Source organism: Actinomycetospora rhizophila, from assembly GCF_042657905.1.
GTDB classification, from domain to species: domain Bacteria; phylum Actinomycetota; class Actinomycetes; order Mycobacteriales; family Pseudonocardiaceae; genus Actinomycetospora; species Actinomycetospora rhizophila.
On the sequence record NZ_JBHSKG010000008.1, the window covers coordinates 48,380 to 67,884 of the forward strand.

The following is a 19,505-nucleotide window of genomic DNA, read 5'->3' on the forward strand; positions in this document are numbered from 1 at the left end:
TCCTGCTACCGCAGCAGCTTCGCTGCGTGCTCGGCGACGAGGATCGTGGTCGGGTTGGTCGGCACCCGCGGGATCGTCGGCATGACCGAGGCGTCGACCACCGCGAGCCGGTCGATCCCGTGCACCCGGCAGTCGCTGCCGACGACGGCCTCCGGATCGGACGCCGGTCCCATCCGGGCGGTCCCGCAGGCGTGGTTGTAGTGCGACGGCGCGCGCCGTACCGCGTCGGCGAGCTCGTCGTCGCCGACGCCGGGGCCGGGTGCGCGCTCACCGACGAGCAGCTCGGACAGCGGCGAGGTCCCGGCGAGGCGGCGCGCGATCCGGACCGCCTCCGCGACCCGGGGCGCGTCATCCGGGTGGGTGTAGAGACCCAGGTCGATGACCGGTGCGTCGGCCGCGCTCGGCGAGGCCAGCCGCACGGTCCCGCGCGAGCGGGGCTGTACGCAGGCCACGAAGAAGATCATGTCCCAGCCGGTCGGGTGCTCGCTGACCGGCGGGACGAACGCCTCCGGCAGCGCCGCGGTCGGTACCGCGGCGGTGGGCAGCACGTGCAGGTCGTAGTCCGGGTCGGCCGGGTCGTGCCGGACGCTGAGCGCGGTCTGGAACATCGGCGCCTGCGTGTCGTCCGGTGGGCGCGCGGCATGGATGTTCCACATGACGGGGTGCTCGGTGAGGTTCTGCCCGACGCCGGGCAGGTCGCGGACCAGATCGATGCCGAGCTCGGCCAGGTGTCCGGCCGGTCCGATCCCGGACCGCATCAGGATCGCCGGGGTGTTGTAGGTCCCGGCCGCGAGGATCACGGTGCCGGCCGCGATCTCCTCCCCGGACCGGAGCCGGACGCCGACCGCGCGGCCGCCGTCGACCAGGACCCTGTCGACCTCCTCGCCGCCGCGGACCCGCAGGTTCTCCCGGTCGCGGACGGGGTTGAGGTAGGCCAGCGCCGTGCTCTGGCGGATGCCGTCGACGGCGCTGAGCGGAGCCAGGCTGAAGCCGGGCGGGCCGGGCGCGTTGACGTCGTCCACGTCCGCGTAACCGAGCACGGCCGCGGCCTTCGCGCTCGCCGCCGCTGTCGGAGCGAGGTCCTCCCAGCTGTCGCGGGTGATCCGGTACGTGCCGGTGCGGCCGTGGAACTCGTCGTTCCCATGGGCGAAGCTCTCCATCGCGCGGTAGTCCGGCAGGACGTCGTCGTAGCCCCAGCCGGGGTTCCCGCGCTCGACCCAGGCGGCGTGGTCGGCCGGGCGCGCGCGCATGGCGAAGCAGTAGTTCGTCGACGACGAGCCGCCGATCACCTTGCCGCGCGGCACGGCGACCGCGTTGCCGAACGCGTCGGGCTCGGCGGTGTAGCCCCAGTCGTGGGTCTGCGGTGCGTAGGCGGCGCCGGCGATGTCCTCGGGCAGATCCGCCTGCGAGAGGTAGTCGGGCCCGGCCTCGATCACCAGCACCGACCGGTCCCCGTCGGCGCTGAGCCGGTTCGCCAGCACGCAGCCGGCCGAACCCCCACCGACGATCACGAGGTCGTACGCCATCTCCGGCCTCCCGCCGCCACGGTCAGGTGACCTGACGCTAGCCGCCGAGCGTCCGTGGTCAAGACGCGCGGCGCGGCGCCTGGATGCGGGTCTCCGCGGTCTCGGCGCTCAGTCGTGCGAGCCGGTCGCTCCGCGGTCGTAGGCGGTGGGGTCGCCCGGCTGCGCGAAGCGCTGCCGCTCGGCGGCGACGTTCGCGGCGACCGTGGCGTCCCACCGGTGCGGTGAGCTGCGGCGTCGTGCGCGGGCGACGCCCAGGGAGGCGACGGCCGGGGTGAGGAGCGCGTCGGCGAGCGGCGCGGCGGGGATGTGGAGGTCACGGCTCATGCGCGTGCCGTGGATGCGTCGGGTGATGGCGTCGAGCGCGGGGCGGGTCAGCCGCGGGGGGAGTCGCAGGAAGCCCTGCAGCAGCGAGGCCACCGACGTGAGCGTCGCGTCCGCGAGGCGGGCGGACTCGTCGGTCGCCGGTCCGGTGACGCTCTGGATGAGGTCGTCGACCCGGCGGGCGCCCTCGTGGTCGGTGATGCCCTCGATCAGTCGGGCGTCGATCCCGAGCAGGTGGCCGAGGTACCACCAGTAGCGGTACAGGCCGGCGAGCTCCCGCCCCGTGAGGTCGAAGCCGAGCAGCTCCTCGGCCTGGTAGGAGGTGAGGGTGAAGTCCATCCAGGTCCGGGCGAGGTCGGCCTGGTTGATCGGGACGCCGTCGACGGAGCTGTCGTAGCCGCGGTCGCGGGCCAGCCGGCGCATGTGGGCGTGGAGCATGCGCACGTCCAGGGTGGCCACGTAGCCGGGCCCGCCGCGGCGCAGGCTGCCCGGCAGCATCGCCTGGGTGAGCCAGGTGCCGGTCTCGGTGAGGCGTCGTTCGGCGCGGTCGACGAGTCGTCCGGTCGTGGAGAGCACCTTCGCGATCGAGGGTGACTCGTAGACCCGGACCAGGGCGCCCGCGCTGAGCGAGATGATGTGCACGGGGGTGGGGGAGGAGAAGAACGGGAGGCTGAGGCGGTCGAGCAGGGTGTCGTCGACGTACGGGGGCGGCGTCTCGACGTCGGCGAGGAACGCGGCCACGGCCGGTGGCGGATCGTCGAGCGACGCCAGGCCCTCGCGGATGCCGCGCGCCAGGATCGGGCGTGCGCGGCTGAGGCCGATCTCGTGCATCTCGGCCACCACGGCGTCGGCGAGCGGATCGCCGGTGGTCAGCGCCCACCGCATCAGGTCGGCCCGGCCCTCGCCGAACTGGGCGAGCACGGTGCCGTGGGCGGACCGGCCGACGGGCCAGGACGTGGTCACCGTCATCGGAGCTCCTCCTCGTGGTGGACGGACCCGACTCCGGCGCCGGTGACACCGAAGGCGCGGAAGAGGGCCCGGATGTCGGCCTTGACCGTCTCGGTCGGGTGATCGGTGCCGCGGGCCATCTCGTGGAGGATCAGGCCCGACAGGGAACGGGCGAGGGTGCGTGCGTCCTCGCGGGAGTCGGTCAGCGGGACGAACAGGCCGGCCAGTTCCTCGATGAAGGTGTCGACGGCCGGTCGCAGGCGCGGGTTGTGGATCGCGCTGAGGGTCAACTGGATGACGCCGTCGGCGGGCAGGTCGGGGCCGTACGGGGCGCGCGACACCACGGCGGTCACCGCCTCGTGGAGGGTCAGCCGCCCCGCGGTCACCTCGTCGCCGAGGCGGCGCATGTCGGTGATGGTGCGGCTCGCCGTGAGCTCGAAGGCCGCGACGAGGAGGTCGTCGGCCGTGCGGAAGTGGTAGGTCGTGGACGCGAGGGACGTGCCCGCACGCTGCGCGACCGCCCGCTGCGTCACCGCCGCGACCCCGTCAGTGCAGATGATCTCCACAGCCGCCTCGAGGAGCGCAGCGCGGGTCTGTGCGCTGCGCGAACGACGACCATCCACTTTCAGTACGGTAGTACAGATTGTTCCTGACGCCAACCGGGCGGGCGTGAGGCACCGGCTGGTCGACGGCGGCCGGTCTCGGCTCGTACACACTCGCGGCCGGCCGCGGGAGCCTCCAGTTCCTGATCTTCGACAGCACCGTTCCCGAATCGCAACATGCGACATCGGTGCGCCTCACTTGCTGAATTCGTCGACCCGGGGACGCCGAAGAGGCCAACGTCTTGGCGCTCACTCAGTCTCCTGCGGCCAGCCACATGCCGAGCGAGTTCTCTGGATCTGTTCTGCGGAGGCCGCTCAGTAGTGGGGCGGTCACTGAGTGCCAGGCGCCCTTCTGTGTGGCACGTTGACGCCGCCGCGCGGCGGGTTCACTCTCGCCGACTCCGGTGCGTGGACGAGCGGGAATCCCCCGATCCGACTGCGCCGGCCCGGGCGCATCGGTGATCGCCCGTGCCGTGAGGGTCGGAGTCATCGACGCGCGTGCCGATGAATCGGAGGAGGCAGCCCGATGACGAGAACCATGAAAGCCGCGATCTTGGCGCTCGCGGCCGCCGGCGCCATGCTGATTCCCACGGCGGTCGCGTCGGCCGCACCCATCGACTGTCCGGGTGGCCAGACCGCGCAGAGGGTCGGTGGCAACTGGGACTGCGTCAACGGGGGAGGAAACACCTCGAACGCGGAGAACCCGAAGAGCCCGAACGCGGGTAAGGGCGACTTCTGACCGAAGTCCGTTGAGATCGGCTGATGGGAGGCCCGGGAGTGGACCGCTTCGCGTTCGGCGATCTCCCGCTCCCGGGCTCTCCAGCGCTCGGCCCGGCCGAGGGCGGTGCGACCGGAGGAGGGGCCACTTGTCCCCGATCCTCACCGCAGCTCGGCGCCCACCGTCCGTCGTGCTCTCAGCTGTTGCTCTCGTACTTGAACGAGATCGACAACCGCACCCGGTAAGCGGTGATCTCTCCGTTCTCGATCACGAGGTCCGATTTCTCGATCTCCGCGACGCGCAGATCACGGACCGAGCCGGCGGCGGTGTGGATCGCGTTCTGCGCCGCCTTCTCCCAGGACTCGGTGCTGGTCCCGATGAGCTCGGTGACCCGGTAGACGCTGTCAGCCATGGAAAAGACCCTCCTCGTGACTTCTCGTGGATGACTCGGGGTGCCCAGCGCCATGGCGAGCGCACACCACGAGGCGAACCGACGGCGCTTTTCTCTCGGCCTCGTCGAAGGACACCGACGGGGACGGCTCCTCATCGCGGTTGTCCCATTCCCGGACGAGCGTGGCGGGAGGTACGACGTGGAGGTCCTGATCTCGGGAGCGAGCATCGCGGGCCCGCGCGCTCGTCACCCGCCTGCCTCGAGGGCTGGGCCGCCGGCTGGTCGCGCTCGCCCGCGGTGACCTCGGGCTGCACGAGACGGTCGAGGTCGGCCGGTGCCCGACGCTGGGGGAGCCGGCTCCCCACTGAGTGCGGGCTCGGACGACCTCCGGGGCCGGCCCGCCGGCGGGCCGGTCCCGACACGGCGGGGACGGGTCGGTCAGTCGATCGTCAGCGTGGTCGGTCGGAAGCCCTTGACGGTCAGCCAGATGCCGAGGGAGAACTCCCACAGGGCGATGGGCAGGGCACAGAGACTGCCGGCGATCGACACCTGCTCCCAGCCGCCGAGGATCGTCACGGTGGCGGACAGGATGATCAGCGGGGCACCGGCGAGGCCGACGGCCGGGATGACGCGGGGGACCAGGCGCGACCGGTACATCACGTAACCGAGGAAGAGCGCGTTCACGCCGGGGATCAGGCCGGGTCCCACGAGGAACGACCATTGCCGGACCTCGACGAGGGCCTGGCCGACGACGCCGAGGGCGTCCGCCCGGGCGCCGACGGCGCCCGCCAGGTCGCCGCGCAGGGCGACGACGCTGAGCACGCAGAGGACCCCGACGAGGATCATGGTCGCCTCGACCACGCGTGAGGTGACGAAGCCGATCGCCGCGGTCCGGCTGACCCGCCGGGTCACCGGATAGAGCGCGACGGCGGTCCCGATACCGGCGAGCGCGGTGATCACCTCGAGCCAGGAGCCCCAGAGCACGGCGGTGGTGCTGCCCGGGGTGCCGACGAAGCCCGCCGGGTCGGCGACGAGGTCGGCGAAGAGGGCGAGCTGCGGGATCGAGGCGGCGAAGGTGACGAGGTAGAGCAGGCCGCCGGCGAGGGCGATCCTGCGCATCGGGTCGCGCCGGCTGTGGGTCGGCGTGGGCGCGGCGGTGCGGACGTCGGTGGTCATGGCTGGTCTCCTCGGGCGTGCGTCGGGGCCTGCGGCGCGGTCTCGGTGACCGAGACGAGGGGCAGGCCGAGGTCGCTGATCGTGCGGAGCAGGCCGTGGAGCGCGGGCTGGTCGGCGACGGGACCGTCGATGACCGTGGTGCCGTCGTCCTGCGGGACGAGGGCCATGCCGTCGAACCGGGCGGCCCAGCGCGGTGCGAGGCGTCCCCGCACCCGGATCGCGTAGCGCTGTATCTCCTGGCGCCGTGGATCGCTGCTGCTCATGGCGGGAACGATGGGCGCCGAGGTGGTGACCGGTCCTCACCAGAGGTGGTGAGTGACCGTCAGCGACGGCGCGGGAGCACGCCGAGCTCGTGGGCACGGCGGACGGCGGTGCGGCGGCTGGTGACGCCGAGCTTCGCGTAGATGTTCCTGGTGTGGGTCCGCACGGTGTTCAGCGAGACCGACAGCTCGCGGGCGATGTCGGGCCCGTCGAGGTCGGAGCCGAGCAGGCGCAGGACGTCGAGCTCGCGCTCGCTGAGGGGGTCGACCAGGGTCGTCGCCGCCGCGCTCGGGGGGACGCCGAGCAGCCGCCGGGCGTAGGCGTGGGCGGGGTCGTCCTTCGGAACGGCCCGGAGCAGCCCCGCGAGCGCCGGCCCTTCGTCGGTGACGACGCGCACGACGCCCTCCGGCGCCGCGAGGGCGATCGCGCGGCGGAGCGCGTCGAGCGCGGCCGGGGTGTCGCGCCGAGACTGCGCGACCAGCGCCTCCAGCACGAGGATCTCCAGGATGCTGCCGGCTCGCCCACCGTCCTCGGCGGCCCCCCGCAGCCGGGCGAGCAGGCCGGCCGCGGCCTCGTCACGGCGGGCGAGGAGCAGCCGGGCGAGGGTGAGGTGCTCGTACTCACGGAGGTAGGTCGGCTCGTCGGCCGGGGAGAGCCGCCGCTCGCGGGCCCAGAGCTCGGCGTGGTGGAGCTCGCCGCGCCGGATGCGGAGCCGGGCGCGGACCGCCGCCACGGGCGTCACGTCCGGGGAGTAGTCGCCGTCGTACACGCGCTCCGCCTCGTCGAGCAGGGCGAGCGCGCCGTCGGTGTCACCCCGGGCCGCGAGGAGCCGCGCCGCGGCGACCCGTGAGCGGTACGGGTTCTGCGGCAGGCCCCGGTGCTCGCCCAGGCTCCGGGCCGCGTCGAGGTGCTCGGCGGCCGCGGCGAGGTCGTCGCGCTCGATCAGGACGCCGGCCAGGGCGACGTGCATGTCGGCGGTGCCCCGCACGGGCGCCGTGGGGTCGCCGAGCTCGAGCGCCCACCGGTACAGACGCTCCGCGTCGCCCGTCCGCCCGAGGGTGCGGCGGATGTCGCCGAGGGCGATGCAGCACCCGAGGACGTCGGCGACGAAGCCGGCCCGGTGCAGCCCCGCGACCGCCTCGACGTAGGCGGTCTCCGCCGCGGCCAGGTCGCCCCGCGACCACGCGGCGAGCCCGCCGAGGGCGCCGCCGGCGGCTCGGGTGAGGTCGTCGGAGGCCGGGACCAGCGCCAGCGCCGATCGCGCGTGTGCCGAGGCGGCATCGAGGTCGCCCCGCCGGAGCGCGAGCGCGGCACGGTAGACCTCGAGCCCGGCCGGGATCGAGCGGTACCCCTCCTCGTCGACCACGACGACACCGGGCGGGGGCTGCGCCGGCCACCCACCGCCGTCGGGCCGGAGGGCGTGCTCGACGTCGGCCAGGCGCTGCGCCACGGTGTCGAACGCCGACACCTGCGCCAGCGCCCCCACGAACGCCATCCCCAGCACCGGCCGCATCCGGACGAGCTCGTCGGGCAGCGAGCGCACCCAGCCCCCGAGCTCGGCCTCCCGCCGCTCCCGGCGCACCATCGGCACCGCTCGTTCCATCAGATCGGCGGCCCGGTCGAGGTGGCCGCCGGCGAGGGCGTGGCCCACGGCGGCGGAGGCGTCGCCGTGGTCGGCGAACCAGAGGCTCGCGCGGTGGTGCAGCTCCGGCACCGCGTCGGCGCGCTCGTCGGCCAGGTGCGTCCGCAGGACGTCGGCGAACAGGTGGTGGTAGCGGTACCACTGCCGCCGGTCGTCCAGCGGCACCAGGAACAGGTTGGCGCGCTCCAGCGCCACGAGCGTCGCCCGGCCCCCGTCGCGCCCGGTCACCGCGTCGCACAACGGCCCGGAGAGCCGCTCCAGGACCGAGGTCTCGAGCAGGAAGGTCCGGACGTCCTGGGTCTGGCGGGCCAGGACCTCCTCGGCCAGGTAGTCGAGCACGTGGCGGTCGTCGCCCGCGAAGCCCGCGATGAACGCGCCGACGTCGTCGCGTCCCCGCATCGAGAGCGCCGCCAGCTGCAGGGCCGCGATCCATCCCTCGGCGCGGGCGTCGAGGGCCGCGACCTGCTGCCCGGAGAGCGCCAGGTCCATCGGGCCGTTCAGGTAGGCCGTCGTCTCCTCCGCGCTGAACCGGAGGTCGGCGGCCCGGACCTCGAGCAGTTCGCCCCGCGCCCGCCACCGCGCGAGGGGCAGCGGCGGGTCGACCCGGGTGGCGAGCACCAGGTGCAGTTGCGGCGGCCGGTGCTCGAGCAGGAAGGCGATGCCGTCGTGCACCTCGGACGCCGTCACGAGGTGCACGTCGTCGAGGACGAGCACCAGGTCCCGGGACAGCTCGCCGACGTCGTTGAGGAGCGCGACGAGTGCGGCCTCGGTGGAGGGCGACGGTCCCGGCGCCAGCAGCGCCGACGCGGTGTCGCCGACGCCCGCGGCCGCCCGGACCGCCGCGATCGCGTAGGTCCAGAAGCGGGCGGGGTCGTCGTCGCGCTGGTCCAGCGAGACCCACGCGACGGTCGTCTCGGTGGGCACCGTCACGAGCCACTCGACGAGCAGCGTCGACTTCCCGAACCCGGCCGGCGCCGACACGACCGTCAGCCCGACACGCAGGGCGCCGGCGAGGGCCCCGGTCAGCCGCGGCCGAGCGACGGTCCCGGGCCGCCGGACCGGTCGGCGGTACTTGCTCTCCAGCAACGGGCCCACCACGGCCGTCCTCCCACGTCACCGGCGCCCCGACCCTCCGGGTGTACACCGGACGCACCGCGGAGGGAACGCCGAGGAGCGGCGACCGCGGCGGGTCCCGGCCGTCACGTCCTCGATGAGGTCAGTCGCCGCATCACCTCGGGGGCCGCGGCGGTCCACAGCGGCACCAGCACCCAGATGCGGCCGGCCGACACGTCGTAGTCGGCCCGCAGCTCCGACCACGTCAGCCCCGCGACCAGCCGTCCGAAGCCGAACTCGAAGCCCACGGTCATGACCACCCACGACAGCCCGATGATCCACGCATGCCCGGCGTCCGGGATCGGGTGCCGCCGCTGGAGCCCGCGCACGTAGCCGGTCAGGGCCGCGAGCAGGACGATGGTCGCGACGCGGCGCGCGGTCTCCTCGCCGAGCCGTGGCCCGAGGACCGTGGCCCTCAGGGTGCCGTTCAGCAGGGCGAGCAGGAGGAGCCCCAGCCAGCCCGGGACCCACACCCGGTACACGGCGCGCGACATGACCAGAGCCTCGCTCGGCTCGAGGCGGTCGGTCCAGGGCCCACCGTCCTGCGGCGCACCGACCCAGGACCCGGGTCGCCGGCGGTCGGAGTGCCCTGGCGCACCATCGCGGCCGGGTCCGAACCTCGAGACGACGGGGGGCCACGGGCGTCAGCAGCCGCCCACCTCACGCTGCCGTCGGAGGGAGCGACGCATGACTCCCGCGGAACCCCGACCCGGATTGCGTGAGTCGGTGCCCGCTGTGCTGTCGCGGCCGGGGCGATCCCGCGCGGGCTCGGAGCCGACCACCTACGTGGTGCTCGGCCACCGCCGGACTGGGAGGAGCAGGCGCAGGACACCCTGACCGCCGAGCAGCGGGAGGTGGAGTCCGCTCTGGCCGATCTGCCGGGACCGTGGACCTATCGCACCGCCCGGGGCGATCCGGTCACGCTGCTTCGGCGGGTCGCCGACGACCACGACGCGCTGCTGATCGTCGTCGGCAGCCGCGGTGAAGGTGCCGGGAGCGTGCTCAGTCGCCTGCTGGGCCGAGCCCCTCGGTGTCGCACGGACTGATCGCCCGCACCCACCGACCCGTCGTGGTGGTCCCGCTGCACGCGGCCGCCGACCGCTGAACGGCTTCCAGGCGTGATCGGCCTGCCGGGGCCGGCCACGACGGCGCGCCCGGCCCAATGCCGGACGGCTCGGTTTCCCGGGTCGTCCGGCACTCCCCGGCCCGGGCGCTGCGACGCATCCTCGCGCTCCACCGGGCCCGGGCGGGACACACCCAGAGCAGGAACGGGGCAGGAGATGGCGCAGCGGACGAGGCACCGGGTGCCGGACGTCGCGGTCGACGGGACGGTGGCGGACGGCTTCGGCCGGGTGCGCGACGCGTTCGTCACGAACCTCAGCGAGAGGCACGAGCTGGGTGGGGCGGTCTGTGTCGTCCTCGACGGGGAGGTGGTGGTCGACCTGTGGGGCGGCCTCCGGGACCGGGCGACCGGCGCACCGTGGGACGCCGACACCATGACCCTGGTCCACTCGACCACCAAGGGCCTGTCGGCCTGTGTCCTCGCGCTGATGCACTCCCGCGGTCTGCTCGATCACGACGAGCGCGTCGCGACCTACTGGCCGGAGTTCGGCCGGGCCGGCAAGCAGGACATCACCGTCCGCGCGCTCCTGGCGCACCAGGCGGGTCTGTTCGGCTTCGACGAGCCGGTCGACCGCGACGTCGTGGCCGACCTGGACCGGCTGGCGGGTGTCATGGAGCGCCAGAAGCCCGCCTGGCCGCCCGGGGAGCGCCAGGCGTACCACGCGATCACGCTCGGCTTCTACGAGAACGAACTGGTACGGCGCCTCGACCCCGCCCACCGCACCATCGGCCGGGTGCTCACCGAGGACATCGCCGACCCACTGGGCGTGGGGGAGGAGGTCTACGTGGGGACGCCGTCGTCGGTGCCCGACGAGCGGCTGGCGGCCCTGGTCCCGCCGTCGGCCTGGGCGCGTCTGACGGGGTTGCCGTTGCGGCTGGCGATCGACGCGATGCGACGGCACTCGGTGCTGTACCGCTCGCTGGTGGCCAACCCGGGCACCGGCTTCTACGTCGATCCCGAGCACGTCATCGTCAGGGACCTCGAGGTCCCGTCCGGGGGTGCTGTGGCCACCGCCCGCGCGCTGGCCACCATCTACGGTGCCTTCGCCGCCCCGGGTGGCCCACTGGGTCTGCGTCCGGAGACGCTGGAGGCCCTCGCGGCCCCGGCGGCACCGGCCCTCCGCGGTTGGCAGGACGCATGCCTCCACCGGCCGGCGAGGTTCTCGCTCGGCTTCATGAAGCCCAGCGACGGGTTCGCCTTCGGGTCCGGCGCCGCGTTCGGGGCTCCGGGCTCGGGCGGGTCGATGGGGTTCGCCGACCCGGAGCGACGGCTGGGCTACGGCTACGTGACCGACCGGATGGGCACCCGGCTGCAGGGCGACCCCCGGGACCTCGCCCTGCGCGAGGCGTTGTCGACGGTGCTCACCCGGACGTAGGTGCTGGCCCGCGGGTTCCGTCAGGAACGACGACGATCTTGCCGACGTGCCGACGCCGCAGGAACTGCGCCTGGGCCTCGTGGATGGCGGTGAGCGCGTGGCCCGCCGCCACGCGGGGCCGGACGTCCCCAGCGCGGGCGTGGTCCACCAGCTTCGCGAAGTGCGCCGTCGTGTGCATCGTCGACCCGATGAGCACCCGGTTGTGCAGGTAGAGCCGGCGGAGGTCGATCGCGGGCACGGGGCCGGCGACGGCTCCCGCCACCACGGCGCGGCCTCCGGGTACGAGGACATCGATCAGTCGCGACAGTTGATCACCGCCGACGACGTCGACCACGGCGTCGACCCCATTCGGATGGGCCGCGCGCACCGCGGCGACCACATCACCGCCCGGCCCGGAGCGGTCGACGGTCCTCGTGGCTCCGGCCTCCTCGACCAGGGCTGCCTTGGCCTGCTCGGTGACCGCGGTGACCTGCGCCCCGCGGGCCGCGGCCAGCACGACCGCGGCGAGCCCCACGCCGCCGGAGGCCCCGGTCACCACCACCGTCTCCCCGTCGGCGATCCCGGCACGTTCCAGCATCCCCATGGCGGTCCCGGAGGCGATGGGCAGGGACGCCAGCTGCTCGTCGGTGAGGGGCGACCCGGTGACGTCGTGGACGCGCGCGGCGTCGACGACGGTGTACTCGGCGAACCCGCCGTCGAACTCACTGCCCAGCACCGCCGTGATCGGCGCGTCGGGACCGTCGTGGGCGTACCGGGCTGGATCGACGAGCACGCGACGCCCCAGGAGCTCCGACGTCACGCCCCCACCGACGGCGTCGACGACGCCGGCGACGTCTCCGCCCTGGATGCGCGGGAACGCCACCGGCCCGAGCCAGCCCGCCGGCGCGTCCGGGTCCTCGGCAGTGCCATAGGCCCCCTCCCGTGTCCAGACGTCGGTGTTGTTCAGCGCGGCGGCGCTCACCCGTACCCGGACCTGCTGCTGCCCCGGGACGGGTACCGCCACGTCGTGCCGGACGACGAGGACCTCCGGCCCACCGAACGCGGTGAGGACCGCGGCGGTCATCGTTCCCTGGTCGTGCACGTCGTTCATGCTTCCCTCCCGGTCCGGGGCGGACGATCTGTCGCCGGGCGTCCGACCGCGTGGTCGTGGGCGTAGGCCTCGAGCACATCCCGCGTGGAGCCGTCCAGGACGCGGAACCGTCCGACGATGCTCGCGGCGAAGTCGTCGATCGCGCGCAGCAGCAACCCGGCGTGGAAGTGCGCGTCGGTGGACGCGCTGTGCCGGCGGGCCTGTTCGGCGAGGTCCAGCAGGTGGCCCATGACCGCCGGCAGCGCGAACCGTGGGTCGTCGTCGTGGAAGTAGTAGGTGATGGGGAAGGTGACCAGGTCGCGCTCGCAGGCCACCAGCCGCGAGGTGAGGTCGGCGTACACACCCGGAGGCAGCGGCGAGGGCGGACCGGGATCGACGGCGTCGGCTCCGACCTCCTCGAGCAGTCGGATCTCGTAGGCGAGGGCCCGTCGCCGGGACAGGACGGGGAAGATCGAGAGGAGCCATGACACGCTCGCGGTCAACAGCCCGAGCCCGAGCAGGGACTCCAGCGGCGCGGCCACCCGCAACAGTCCGTGCGCGGGCGCGACGTCGCCGTAGCCGAGCGTGGTGAGGGTGACCAGCGAGAAGGAGAGGGCGTCCAGCAGCCCCGTCCCGGCGCCGTCGAGCTCCGCGGCGTGCAGGAAGCCCTCCGGCATCCAGGGCCAGTACAGCAGCGCCCAGCCCACCGCGAGGATCGTCGCCCAGCTCGTCACGACGACGACGAACGCAACGGGTCCGGCGAGAGCCAGTGCCCGTGATCCGGGCACGTGGTGGCACGCCGACCAGGTCGCGCTGATCACTCCGCGGCTCGGCGAGTGCCGCCGCGGGTGCGAGAAGAGGGTGGCGAACACGTCGAACAGGGCGACCGCGATCAACGCCGCGCCGACGGCCGAGGAGAGCACGTCCGCCGCCGGGCTCACCGTGCGCCTGCCGGCAGGTGGAGGGAACTCACCCCGGCCATCGTCGTCGCCCCACCAACGGTCGGACACGGACCAACGTCCCGGACACCCGCATCGCTGGGTCCGGCGAGGCGTGGCATCCGCGTCAGTCGACGCGGGTCGGCCGGCCCGCCGCGGTCCAGCCGGTGGTCCCGCCGGCCACCGACACGGCGTCGAAGCCGGCGGCGACGAGGGTCTCGGCGGCTTCGATGCTCCGCCTTCCCGATCGGCAGATCGCCGCGACGCGCTCGCTGCCCCGCAGCTCCTCGAGACGCTCGGGGAGCTCGTCGAGGGGGATGTTGAGAGCGCCGGGCACGTGGCCGGCCGCGTACTCGGCACGCCCGCGCACGTCGAGCACGAGCGTGGGCTCGACGTCCCGACGGACCGCGGCGAGCTGGTCGACGGTGATCTCGCGAATGGTGGTCATCGGAGTCCCTTCGGTGTTGATGTCGGTCGTGGGCGGCTCGGGAGGTCACGCGGTCAGGGCTGTGGACGCCTGCACGAGGACGCCGGCGGCGACGAGCAGGACCAGCACGGCGAAGCCACGGCGCAGGACGACGGCGGGGACACGGCATGCGAGTCGGGCCGCGGGCAGCGAAACGGCGACGGCCGCGAGAGCGAAGGCCGCGATGAGCGGCCAGTCCATGTCGGCGGCGGCGTGTCCGGCGACGAGGTAGGGAACGAACCCGGCCGCGGAGTTGATCACGATGATGACCAATGAGGTCGCCACGGCGCCGCGGGTGCGCAGGCCGAGGGCGACGATCATGGCGGGCACGAGCAGGAAACCGCCGCCGACACCCAGCAGCCCGGTGAGGAACCCGACGAGCAGTCCGGTGGCGATCGCACGGGGGAGGCAGCGCCGCCAGGCCACTCCGCCGCCGGGCAGGTCGCAGACCCCACCGGTCTCGCTCGTGGCGCGCAGCATCCGCACCGCCGCCACCACCATGATCGCGGCGAAGACGAGCAGCAGGGCGTGCTGGTCGAGGTGGTGGTTCACCACGCCTCCGAGCAACGCGGTGGGGACGCCGGAGGCACCGATGACCCCGGCCAGGCGCCAGTTGACGTCCCGGCGGGCGCGGGGAGCGACCGCGACCGCGGAGGCCAGCCCGATGATCATGAGTGAGGCCGGGACCGCGGCGGAGAGCGGCAGTCCGAGTCCGTAGACCAGGGCGGGGACGGCGAGGGTGCCGCCGCCCCCGCCGACGAGGCCCAGCAACGCGCCGATCGCGCCGCCGAACAGGGCGGCGAGCCCGAGCATCCGTCAGGAGGTGAGGACGGGCGCCTGGTCGTGCGCGATGCGCAGTCCCGCGTCGGCGGCGTGGGGCCAGTCCTCATCGATCACGACGAGCTCACGGTCGCGGCCTGGTTCGACGGCGAGCAGGGAGGCCGCGACCGAGGCGCGGTAGCCCGAGCCGCAGTAGATCCACACCTCGCCGTCGGGGACCTCCCCGCGGCGGGCGAGCATCTCGTGCAGCGGGATGTGCACCGACCCGGCCACGGCACCGCCGGCGCGTTCGTTCTCGGTGCGGGCGTCGACGACGGTCACCGCGGACGGGTCGCGGGCGAGCAGGCCGGCGAACCCCGAGACCTCGTAGGACGCCGTCGGTGCGCCGTCGGTGAGGGTGTCGAGTGGTCCGGTGGCCGCGCCGGCGAGGCGGTCGATGCCGATGCGCACGAGCTCGCGGCGGGCGTCGGCGACCTGCTCGCCGGTCTCGCCGATCAGGGTCAGCTCGGCGTCGGCGGGCATGAGCCACCCGAGGTAGGTGACGAAGGGCTGGGCGAGCGGGAAGGACAGGGATCCGACCAGGTGTTCGGCGGCGAACGCGGTGCGCTCGCGCAGGTCGACCACCCACTGCCCGGCGGCGATGCCCTGCTCGAGGCGGGTGCGCAGCGCGCTCGGCCCGACCGGCTCCGGAGCCGAGAGGTCGACCGGTGCGGGTCCGGCGGCGTTGGTGGGCCCCATGCGCGCGTAGTAGGCGGGATAGGCCCCGAGCCCGGCGATGAGGGTGTCGACGAACTCCTGCTCGTCCTGGGTCAGCGCCGGGTTGACCGCGCGCTGGCCGCCGACGGTGGACGCCTCCTCCGAGGGTGGGGTGGCCGAGCAGAAGCTGCCGAAGCCGTGGGTCGGGAGGACCACGGCGTCGCCGGGGAGCTCGTCGACCAGACGTCGCACCGAGTGGTACTGGGCGTGGGTGAGCTCGACGGTGTCGTCCGGCGAGACGAGGTCGGTGCGCCCGGTGGTGCCGTAGAGCATCGACCCGCCGGTGAACACCGCGGTCACGGCGCCGGACGCGTCGGCCAGGGCGTAGGACAGGTGGTGGTGGGTGTGGCCCGGGGTGGCCAGGGGGCGCAGCCGCATCGTCCCGATCGCGACGTCCTCGCCCTCGGCGATCGGGGTGCGCTCGAAGCCGACGTGGTCGCGCGCGTCGACGAGGTAGGCCGCGCCGGTGCGTCGGGCGAGCTCGAGCCCGCCGGTGACGTAGTCGTTGTGGATGTGGGTCTCGGCGACGTGGGTGATCCGCACGCCGAGCTCGTCGGCCAGGGCCAGGACGCGGTCGATGTCGCGTTGCGGGTCGACGACCAGCGCGACCTCGCCGTCGTGGGCGAGGTAGCTGCGATCGCCGAGGCCGATGGTGGCGATGGTCCGCACGTCGATCATGACATATTCCCTACCCGGTAGGGTATCTACCGTTGCTGGATCGGTCGGGGGTCGGGGCCGGGAACGCCCGCCGCGGGCTTGCTCAGGCCAGGGAGAGGAAGAGCTTCTCCATCTCGGCGACGTCGACGGCGCGCTCGCCGTCGTCGTTCTCGGTCATGCAGTGCCGCAGGCCGGTTGCGATGATCTTGAAGCCGGCCTTGTCGAGGGCTCGGGATGCCGCGGCGAGCTGGGTGACCACGTCCTTGCACTCACGGCCCTCTTCGATCATCCGCACGATGCCGGCGATCTGACCCTCCACGCGTCGCAGCCGACTGACCACGTCGGTGAGTTCAGCGGCCTGGACCTGCATGGTGGGCTCCCCTCTGGTGTCAGGGCTGACGCCCCGTACAACCAAGGTACCCCAGGGGGTATGCCAGGTGGTGCCATGACCGTGGTCACGCGTGACGGGCTCGCGCTGCGATCGGCCTTCCCGGGGGCGGGCCGCGGCGACGGTTCGGCGCTCGCAAGGAGAACGGGCGTCGACCCCGTCGGAGCCACGCCGACCCGCCCCCGGCCGGTCAGACCCTGCTGAGCAGGGTCTGCATCTCGGTGATCTCCTGCTGCTGAGCGGCCCAGATGGCGCCGGCGAGCTCCTTGGCCTGCGGGTTGAGACCCTGCGCCTGCTCCATCTGCGCCATCTGGACGGCGCCGGTGTGGTGCTCGATCATCATCTGCAGGAACATCCGGTCGAACGCGGCCCCGGACTGCGCCGCCAGCTGCTGCATCTGGGCGTCACTCATCATCCCGGGCATGGACATGTCGCCCATCGGCATGCTCGGCATCCCGTGTCCCGGCATCCCGGGCATCGCGGTGGAGCCCGGCTGCGGGCGGGGAGCGCCCCAGGTGTCGAGCATCTGGTGCATCTGCTCGATCTCGGGAGCCTGTGCCCGGGCGATGCGAGCGGCCAGGTCCTTGACCTCCGGGGACGCTGCTCGGCTCGAGGCCTGGGACGACATGGCGATGGCCTGGACGTGGTGCGGGATCATGCCCTGGGCGAACATCACGTCCGCCTGGTTGTGCTCGGGCGAGATCGGCGCCGCGGCCGATGGTGACGGGGCAGGTGGCGGAGCAGACAGGGGGCCGGCCGCGGGTGGAGCCGTGCCGGAGCCTGAACATCCGGCGGCCACGACGGCGGCGGTGGCGGCGGCGATCACGCCGCCGAGAAGACGGACACGCACGACGAAGTCTCCTTCGGCTGGAGCGCCGACCGGTGCGCGACGAGCCGGCGCTGATGACAGGACGCGGCGCCGCTGCGCTCACATCCGGACACGGACGTTCGCGCAGTCGGTGGGCCGGCCTACAGCCGAAGGACCTGGAGCTCGGCCTGTCTCGAGGACGCAGGAGGGGCTCGAGGCTCTGTCGCCCGTGCGGCGCCCTCCGTGTCACGACGCGGAGGTGGCGGCCGCCACCACAGCGCGACGAGGACGAGCACGAGCAGGAACACCGCGGCACCCACGAGCGCGACGAGACACATGTGGAGCAGGGACCCGGCGTGATCGTGACCGTTCTCGTCCGGATGGTGGTGGAGAAGGGCCGCGCCACCCGTGTCGGGTGTGGCGTTCGGCATCTCCGACGGCACTCCGTGCTCGCCGGCGCCGCCGGCCTGCGCTGCGTCACCGCCGTGGTGGTGCCCGCCCGTCGGGGGCGCTGATGGGGCGACGGGCAACTGAGCCGACGACGCGGCGGGCACGACGTCCGGTGCGGAGTGCTGGTGGGCGCCGACCACGTGGTGCATGAGCACCAACCCGAGCGTGATCACCAGGAGTGTCAGGCGTACGTACCAGGTGGCGGGCAGCAGGTTCGCCGGCATCGCGCTGCCCGCGCGACGTCGCGAGCTCCCGTGCCGGCGGATCACGGCGGGGACGGTACCGAACCGTCCCTGGCACCTCGCCCGCCGCGACGCCGAGCTCGAAGCAGCTGCCTGACCTCGGTGAGGTCCGGAGCGACCTCCGTGCCGTTCCGACGGCACGTGGGACGAGTCGGGACTGACGCCGAGGAGGACCACCCCGGAGCCCGCGCCGCAGGTGCCGTGGGCCGTGGGACTCATCTGGTCGCCCGAGCGACGCCCACTGCCCGATCGAGCGCCCCCGTGTCGCCCAGCCATGCGCGCAGGTGCACGGGGTCGGTGCCGCGGTAGCCGAGGTAGCCGTCGGGGCGGACCGCCACGAGGGTCGTTCCCGGACGGTCCCGCAGGCGGTGCACGTGCACCCGCGGTCCGAGGGTCGAGGGCGGGACGTCACGGGCGTTGCGGGCCAGCAGGACGTGGATCCCCGGTCGGGCGGTCAGGTCGTGCAGCCGGACCGGGCCGTGCTCGGTGACGACCTCGGAGTCCGGCAACCGGTCGCCGGGGCGGAGTCCGCGGTGTCCCGGGAGGTCGTCGCGCGACACGGGGCTGTGGCGGTGCTGCACCCACAGGCCCGCGAGCAGCCGCAGCGTCGGGGCGGTGAGCGCCGGGCGGCGCAGCAGTGCCGGGGCGAGCGGCGCGGCGAGCGGGGCGAGCACCCCGCGCAGGAGGGCGGCGACGCCGGTGGGGGACGACTCGGCCCAGAACACGAGGTCGGTGAGGGTGATGGACGCGCGGGCGACCGGGCGACGCTCCTCCTCGTAGGAGTCGAGGAGGACCCCGGGGCGCCGGGCCGAGTCCGCGAGCGCGAGCCGCCACCCGAGGGCCGCCGCGTCCTGCAGGCCGAGGTTCATCCCCTGCGCCGCCGCGGGGGAGTGGCTGTGGGCCGCATCCCCGGCGAGGACGACCGGTCCCCGCCGGTAGCGCGCGGCCAACCTCCGGGCCAGACGGAGTCGGTCGGACCAGGCCACCCGGTCGACCCGGACGGCGAGACCGCTCGCGTCGAGCAGCTGCTGCAGCTCGTCACGGTCGGGCGGCCCCTGCCGACCGGTGTCGTTGGCGCCACGGGTCGCGAGGACCCGCCACGGCGCACGTTCCCCGAGGGCGAAGACGAACACCAGCCCTCGGGAGGCGGCCACGACGTGGGCTACGCCGGCTTCGAGGTCGCCGGAGAGGTCGACGTCGGCGAGGAGGACCTCCTGGCGGTAGGCCCGTGACACGACGGGGATGCCCGCGAGCAGGCGCACGGCGCCCTCGATGCCGTCGCACCCCGCGACCCACCGGGCCGTGACGCGCTCCTCGCCGCTCGGGCCCCGGAGCAGGGCGCGGGCCCCGTCCCGGCCGACCGCGAGATCCTCGAGTGCCGCGCCGCGTTCCACACGAACGCCGCGCTGGTGGAGGGCGTCGGCCAGCACGTCCTCGACGTCCCGCTGGCGGACCATCCACGGATGGCCGAGCGGCCCGTCCCCGACCCTCAGGTCGTCGAGCCGGACCCGCACCGTCCGGGAGCCCAGATGGACCAGCGCCTGCGGCTCGTCGAGGGCTCGTCGGCGCAGGACGTCGACCAGGTCGAGGGGACGGAACTGCTCGAGGGTGCGGGGGTGCATGACCAGGGCCCGCGACGGCCGGGGCTCGACGCGACGGTCGACGATGCGCACCTCGGCGCCGTGCGCGTGCGCGTGCAGGGCCAGCGCCAGGCCGGTGGGCCCGGCGCCGACGACCAGCACCTCCCGGTCCATC

The 19,505-nt window shown here is 73.9% G+C and carries 20 protein-coding genes; 4 read left to right on the top strand and 16 right to left on the bottom strand.

What is annotated here, in order from left to right:
• Positions 1-5: 5 nt before the first annotated feature.
• The 3 genes from ACFPK1_RS16255 to ACFPK1_RS16265 all read right to left on the bottom strand — a co-directional run bounded on the left by ACFPK1_RS16255 (position 6) and on the right by ACFPK1_RS16265 (position 3,583).
• The gene (locus ACFPK1_RS16255; protein WP_378021977.1) at positions 6-1,526 is read right to left on the bottom strand and encodes a GMC family oxidoreductase; all 1,521 of its coding nucleotides are present in this window, start codon (positions 1,524-1,526) and stop codon (positions 6-8) included.
• Between the two features lie 108 nt (positions 1,527-1,634).
• Positions 1,635-2,816 (bottom strand): oxygenase MpaB family protein, encoded by a 1,182-nt coding sequence (locus ACFPK1_RS16260; RefSeq protein ID WP_378021978.1) that lies wholly within the window; start codon positions 2,814-2,816, stop codon positions 1,635-1,637.
• Positions 2,813-3,583: a TetR/AcrR family transcriptional regulator gene (locus tag ACFPK1_RS16265; RefSeq protein WP_378021979.1), complete on the bottom strand. Its 771-nt coding sequence runs from the start codon at positions 3,581-3,583 to the stop codon at positions 2,813-2,815. Before ACFPK1_RS16265 ends, ACFPK1_RS16260 begins: the two co-directional genes overlap by 4 nt.
• Positions 3,584-3,923: 340 nt before the next feature.
• Here ACFPK1_RS16265 and ACFPK1_RS16270 point away from each other — a divergent pair, with 340 nt between their 5' ends.
• The gene (locus ACFPK1_RS16270; protein WP_378021980.1) at positions 3,924-4,136 is read left to right on the top strand and encodes a hypothetical protein; all 213 of its coding nucleotides are present in this window, start codon (positions 3,924-3,926) and stop codon (positions 4,134-4,136) included.
• Between the two features lie 175 nt (positions 4,137-4,311).
• Here ACFPK1_RS16270 and ACFPK1_RS16275 read toward each other — a convergent pair whose 3' ends face one another.
• From ACFPK1_RS16275 to ACFPK1_RS16295, 5 genes are all read right to left on the bottom strand, one after another.
• Positions 4,312-4,527 (bottom strand): dodecin family protein, encoded by a 216-nt coding sequence (locus tag ACFPK1_RS16275; RefSeq protein WP_378021981.1) that lies wholly within the window; start codon positions 4,525-4,527, stop codon positions 4,312-4,314.
• 417 nt (positions 4,528-4,944) lie between these two features.
• Positions 4,945-5,682, bottom strand: a complete 738-nt coding sequence (locus tag ACFPK1_RS16280) for a DUF4386 domain-containing protein (RefSeq protein WP_378021982.1) — start codon at positions 5,680-5,682, stop codon at positions 4,945-4,947.
• Positions 5,679-5,945 (bottom strand): hypothetical protein, encoded by a 267-nt coding sequence (locus tag ACFPK1_RS16285; RefSeq protein WP_378021983.1) that lies wholly within the window; start codon positions 5,943-5,945, stop codon positions 5,679-5,681. Before ACFPK1_RS16285 ends, ACFPK1_RS16280 begins: the two co-directional genes overlap by 4 nt.
• Before the next feature lie 59 nt (positions 5,946-6,004).
• Positions 6,005-8,680, bottom strand: coding sequence for a winged helix-turn-helix domain-containing protein (locus tag ACFPK1_RS16290; protein ID WP_378021984.1), 2,676 nt, complete (start codon positions 8,678-8,680; stop codon positions 6,005-6,007).
• A gap of 104 nt (positions 8,681-8,784) precedes the next feature.
• A complete protein-coding gene (locus tag ACFPK1_RS16295) occupies positions 8,785-9,192 on the bottom strand; it encodes a hypothetical protein (RefSeq protein WP_378021985.1) in 408 nt (135 codons plus the stop codon).
• 261 nt (positions 9,193-9,453) lie between these two features.
• On the opposite strand from ACFPK1_RS16295, the gene ACFPK1_RS16300 reads away from it, so the two are divergent.
• Together ACFPK1_RS16300 and ACFPK1_RS16305 are read left to right on the top strand one after the other, a co-directional pair.
• A complete protein-coding gene (locus ACFPK1_RS16300; RefSeq protein ID WP_378022195.1) occupies positions 9,454-9,744 on the top strand; it encodes a universal stress protein in 291 nt (96 codons plus the stop codon).
• A 258-nt stretch (positions 9,745-10,002) separates the two neighbouring features.
• Entirely contained in the window at positions 10,003-11,196 is a 1,194-nt protein-coding gene (locus tag ACFPK1_RS16305) for a serine hydrolase domain-containing protein (RefSeq protein ID WP_378021986.1), read from the top strand.
• Here ACFPK1_RS16305 and ACFPK1_RS16310 read toward each other — a convergent pair.
• From ACFPK1_RS16310 to ACFPK1_RS16340, 7 genes are all read right to left on the bottom strand, one after another.
• Positions 11,183-12,286 (bottom strand): zinc-binding dehydrogenase, encoded by a 1,104-nt coding sequence (locus tag ACFPK1_RS16310; RefSeq protein WP_378021987.1) that lies wholly within the window; start codon positions 12,284-12,286, stop codon positions 11,183-11,185. The two genes, ACFPK1_RS16305 and ACFPK1_RS16310, sit on opposite strands and share 14 nt — an antisense overlap.
• Complete coding sequence (locus ACFPK1_RS16315) at positions 12,283-13,206, bottom strand: ion channel (RefSeq protein WP_378021988.1); 924 nt, start codon at positions 13,204-13,206, stop codon at positions 12,283-12,285. The genes ACFPK1_RS16310 and ACFPK1_RS16315 overlap by 4 nt, the downstream gene beginning before the upstream one ends.
• Positions 13,207-13,330: 124 nt before the next feature.
• Entirely contained in the window at positions 13,331-13,651 is a 321-nt protein-coding gene (locus ACFPK1_RS16320; protein ID WP_378021989.1) for a rhodanese-like domain-containing protein, read from the bottom strand.
• 45 nt (positions 13,652-13,696) lie between these two features.
• Positions 13,697-14,482 (bottom strand): sulfite exporter TauE/SafE family protein, encoded by a 786-nt coding sequence (locus tag ACFPK1_RS16325; RefSeq protein WP_378021990.1) that lies wholly within the window; start codon positions 14,480-14,482, stop codon positions 13,697-13,699.
• Positions 14,483-14,485: 3 nt separating this feature from the next.
• A complete protein-coding gene (locus tag ACFPK1_RS16330) occupies positions 14,486-15,883 on the bottom strand; it encodes a rhodanese-like domain-containing protein (RefSeq protein ID WP_378021991.1) in 1,398 nt (465 codons plus the stop codon).
• 82 nt (positions 15,884-15,965) lie between these two features.
• Complete coding sequence (locus ACFPK1_RS16335) at positions 15,966-16,232, bottom strand: metal-sensitive transcriptional regulator (protein ID WP_378021992.1); 267 nt, start codon at positions 16,230-16,232, stop codon at positions 15,966-15,968.
• A gap of 208 nt (positions 16,233-16,440) precedes the next feature.
• The gene (locus ACFPK1_RS16340) at positions 16,441-17,100 is read right to left on the bottom strand and encodes a DUF305 domain-containing protein (protein ID WP_378021993.1); all 660 of its coding nucleotides are present in this window, start codon (positions 17,098-17,100) and stop codon (positions 16,441-16,443) included.
• Positions 17,101-17,655: 555 nt separating this feature from the next.
• Here ACFPK1_RS16340 and ACFPK1_RS16345 point away from each other — a divergent pair.
• Complete coding sequence (locus ACFPK1_RS16345; RefSeq protein WP_378021994.1) at positions 17,656-17,847, top strand: hypothetical protein; 192 nt, start codon at positions 17,656-17,658, stop codon at positions 17,845-17,847.
• 118 nt (positions 17,848-17,965) lie between these two features.
• Here ACFPK1_RS16345 and ACFPK1_RS16350 read toward each other — a convergent pair whose 3' ends face one another.
• Positions 17,966-19,504: an FAD-dependent monooxygenase gene (locus ACFPK1_RS16350; protein WP_378021995.1), complete on the bottom strand. Its 1,539-nt coding sequence runs from the start codon at positions 19,502-19,504 to the stop codon at positions 17,966-17,968.
• Position 19,505: the final 1 nt, after the last annotated feature.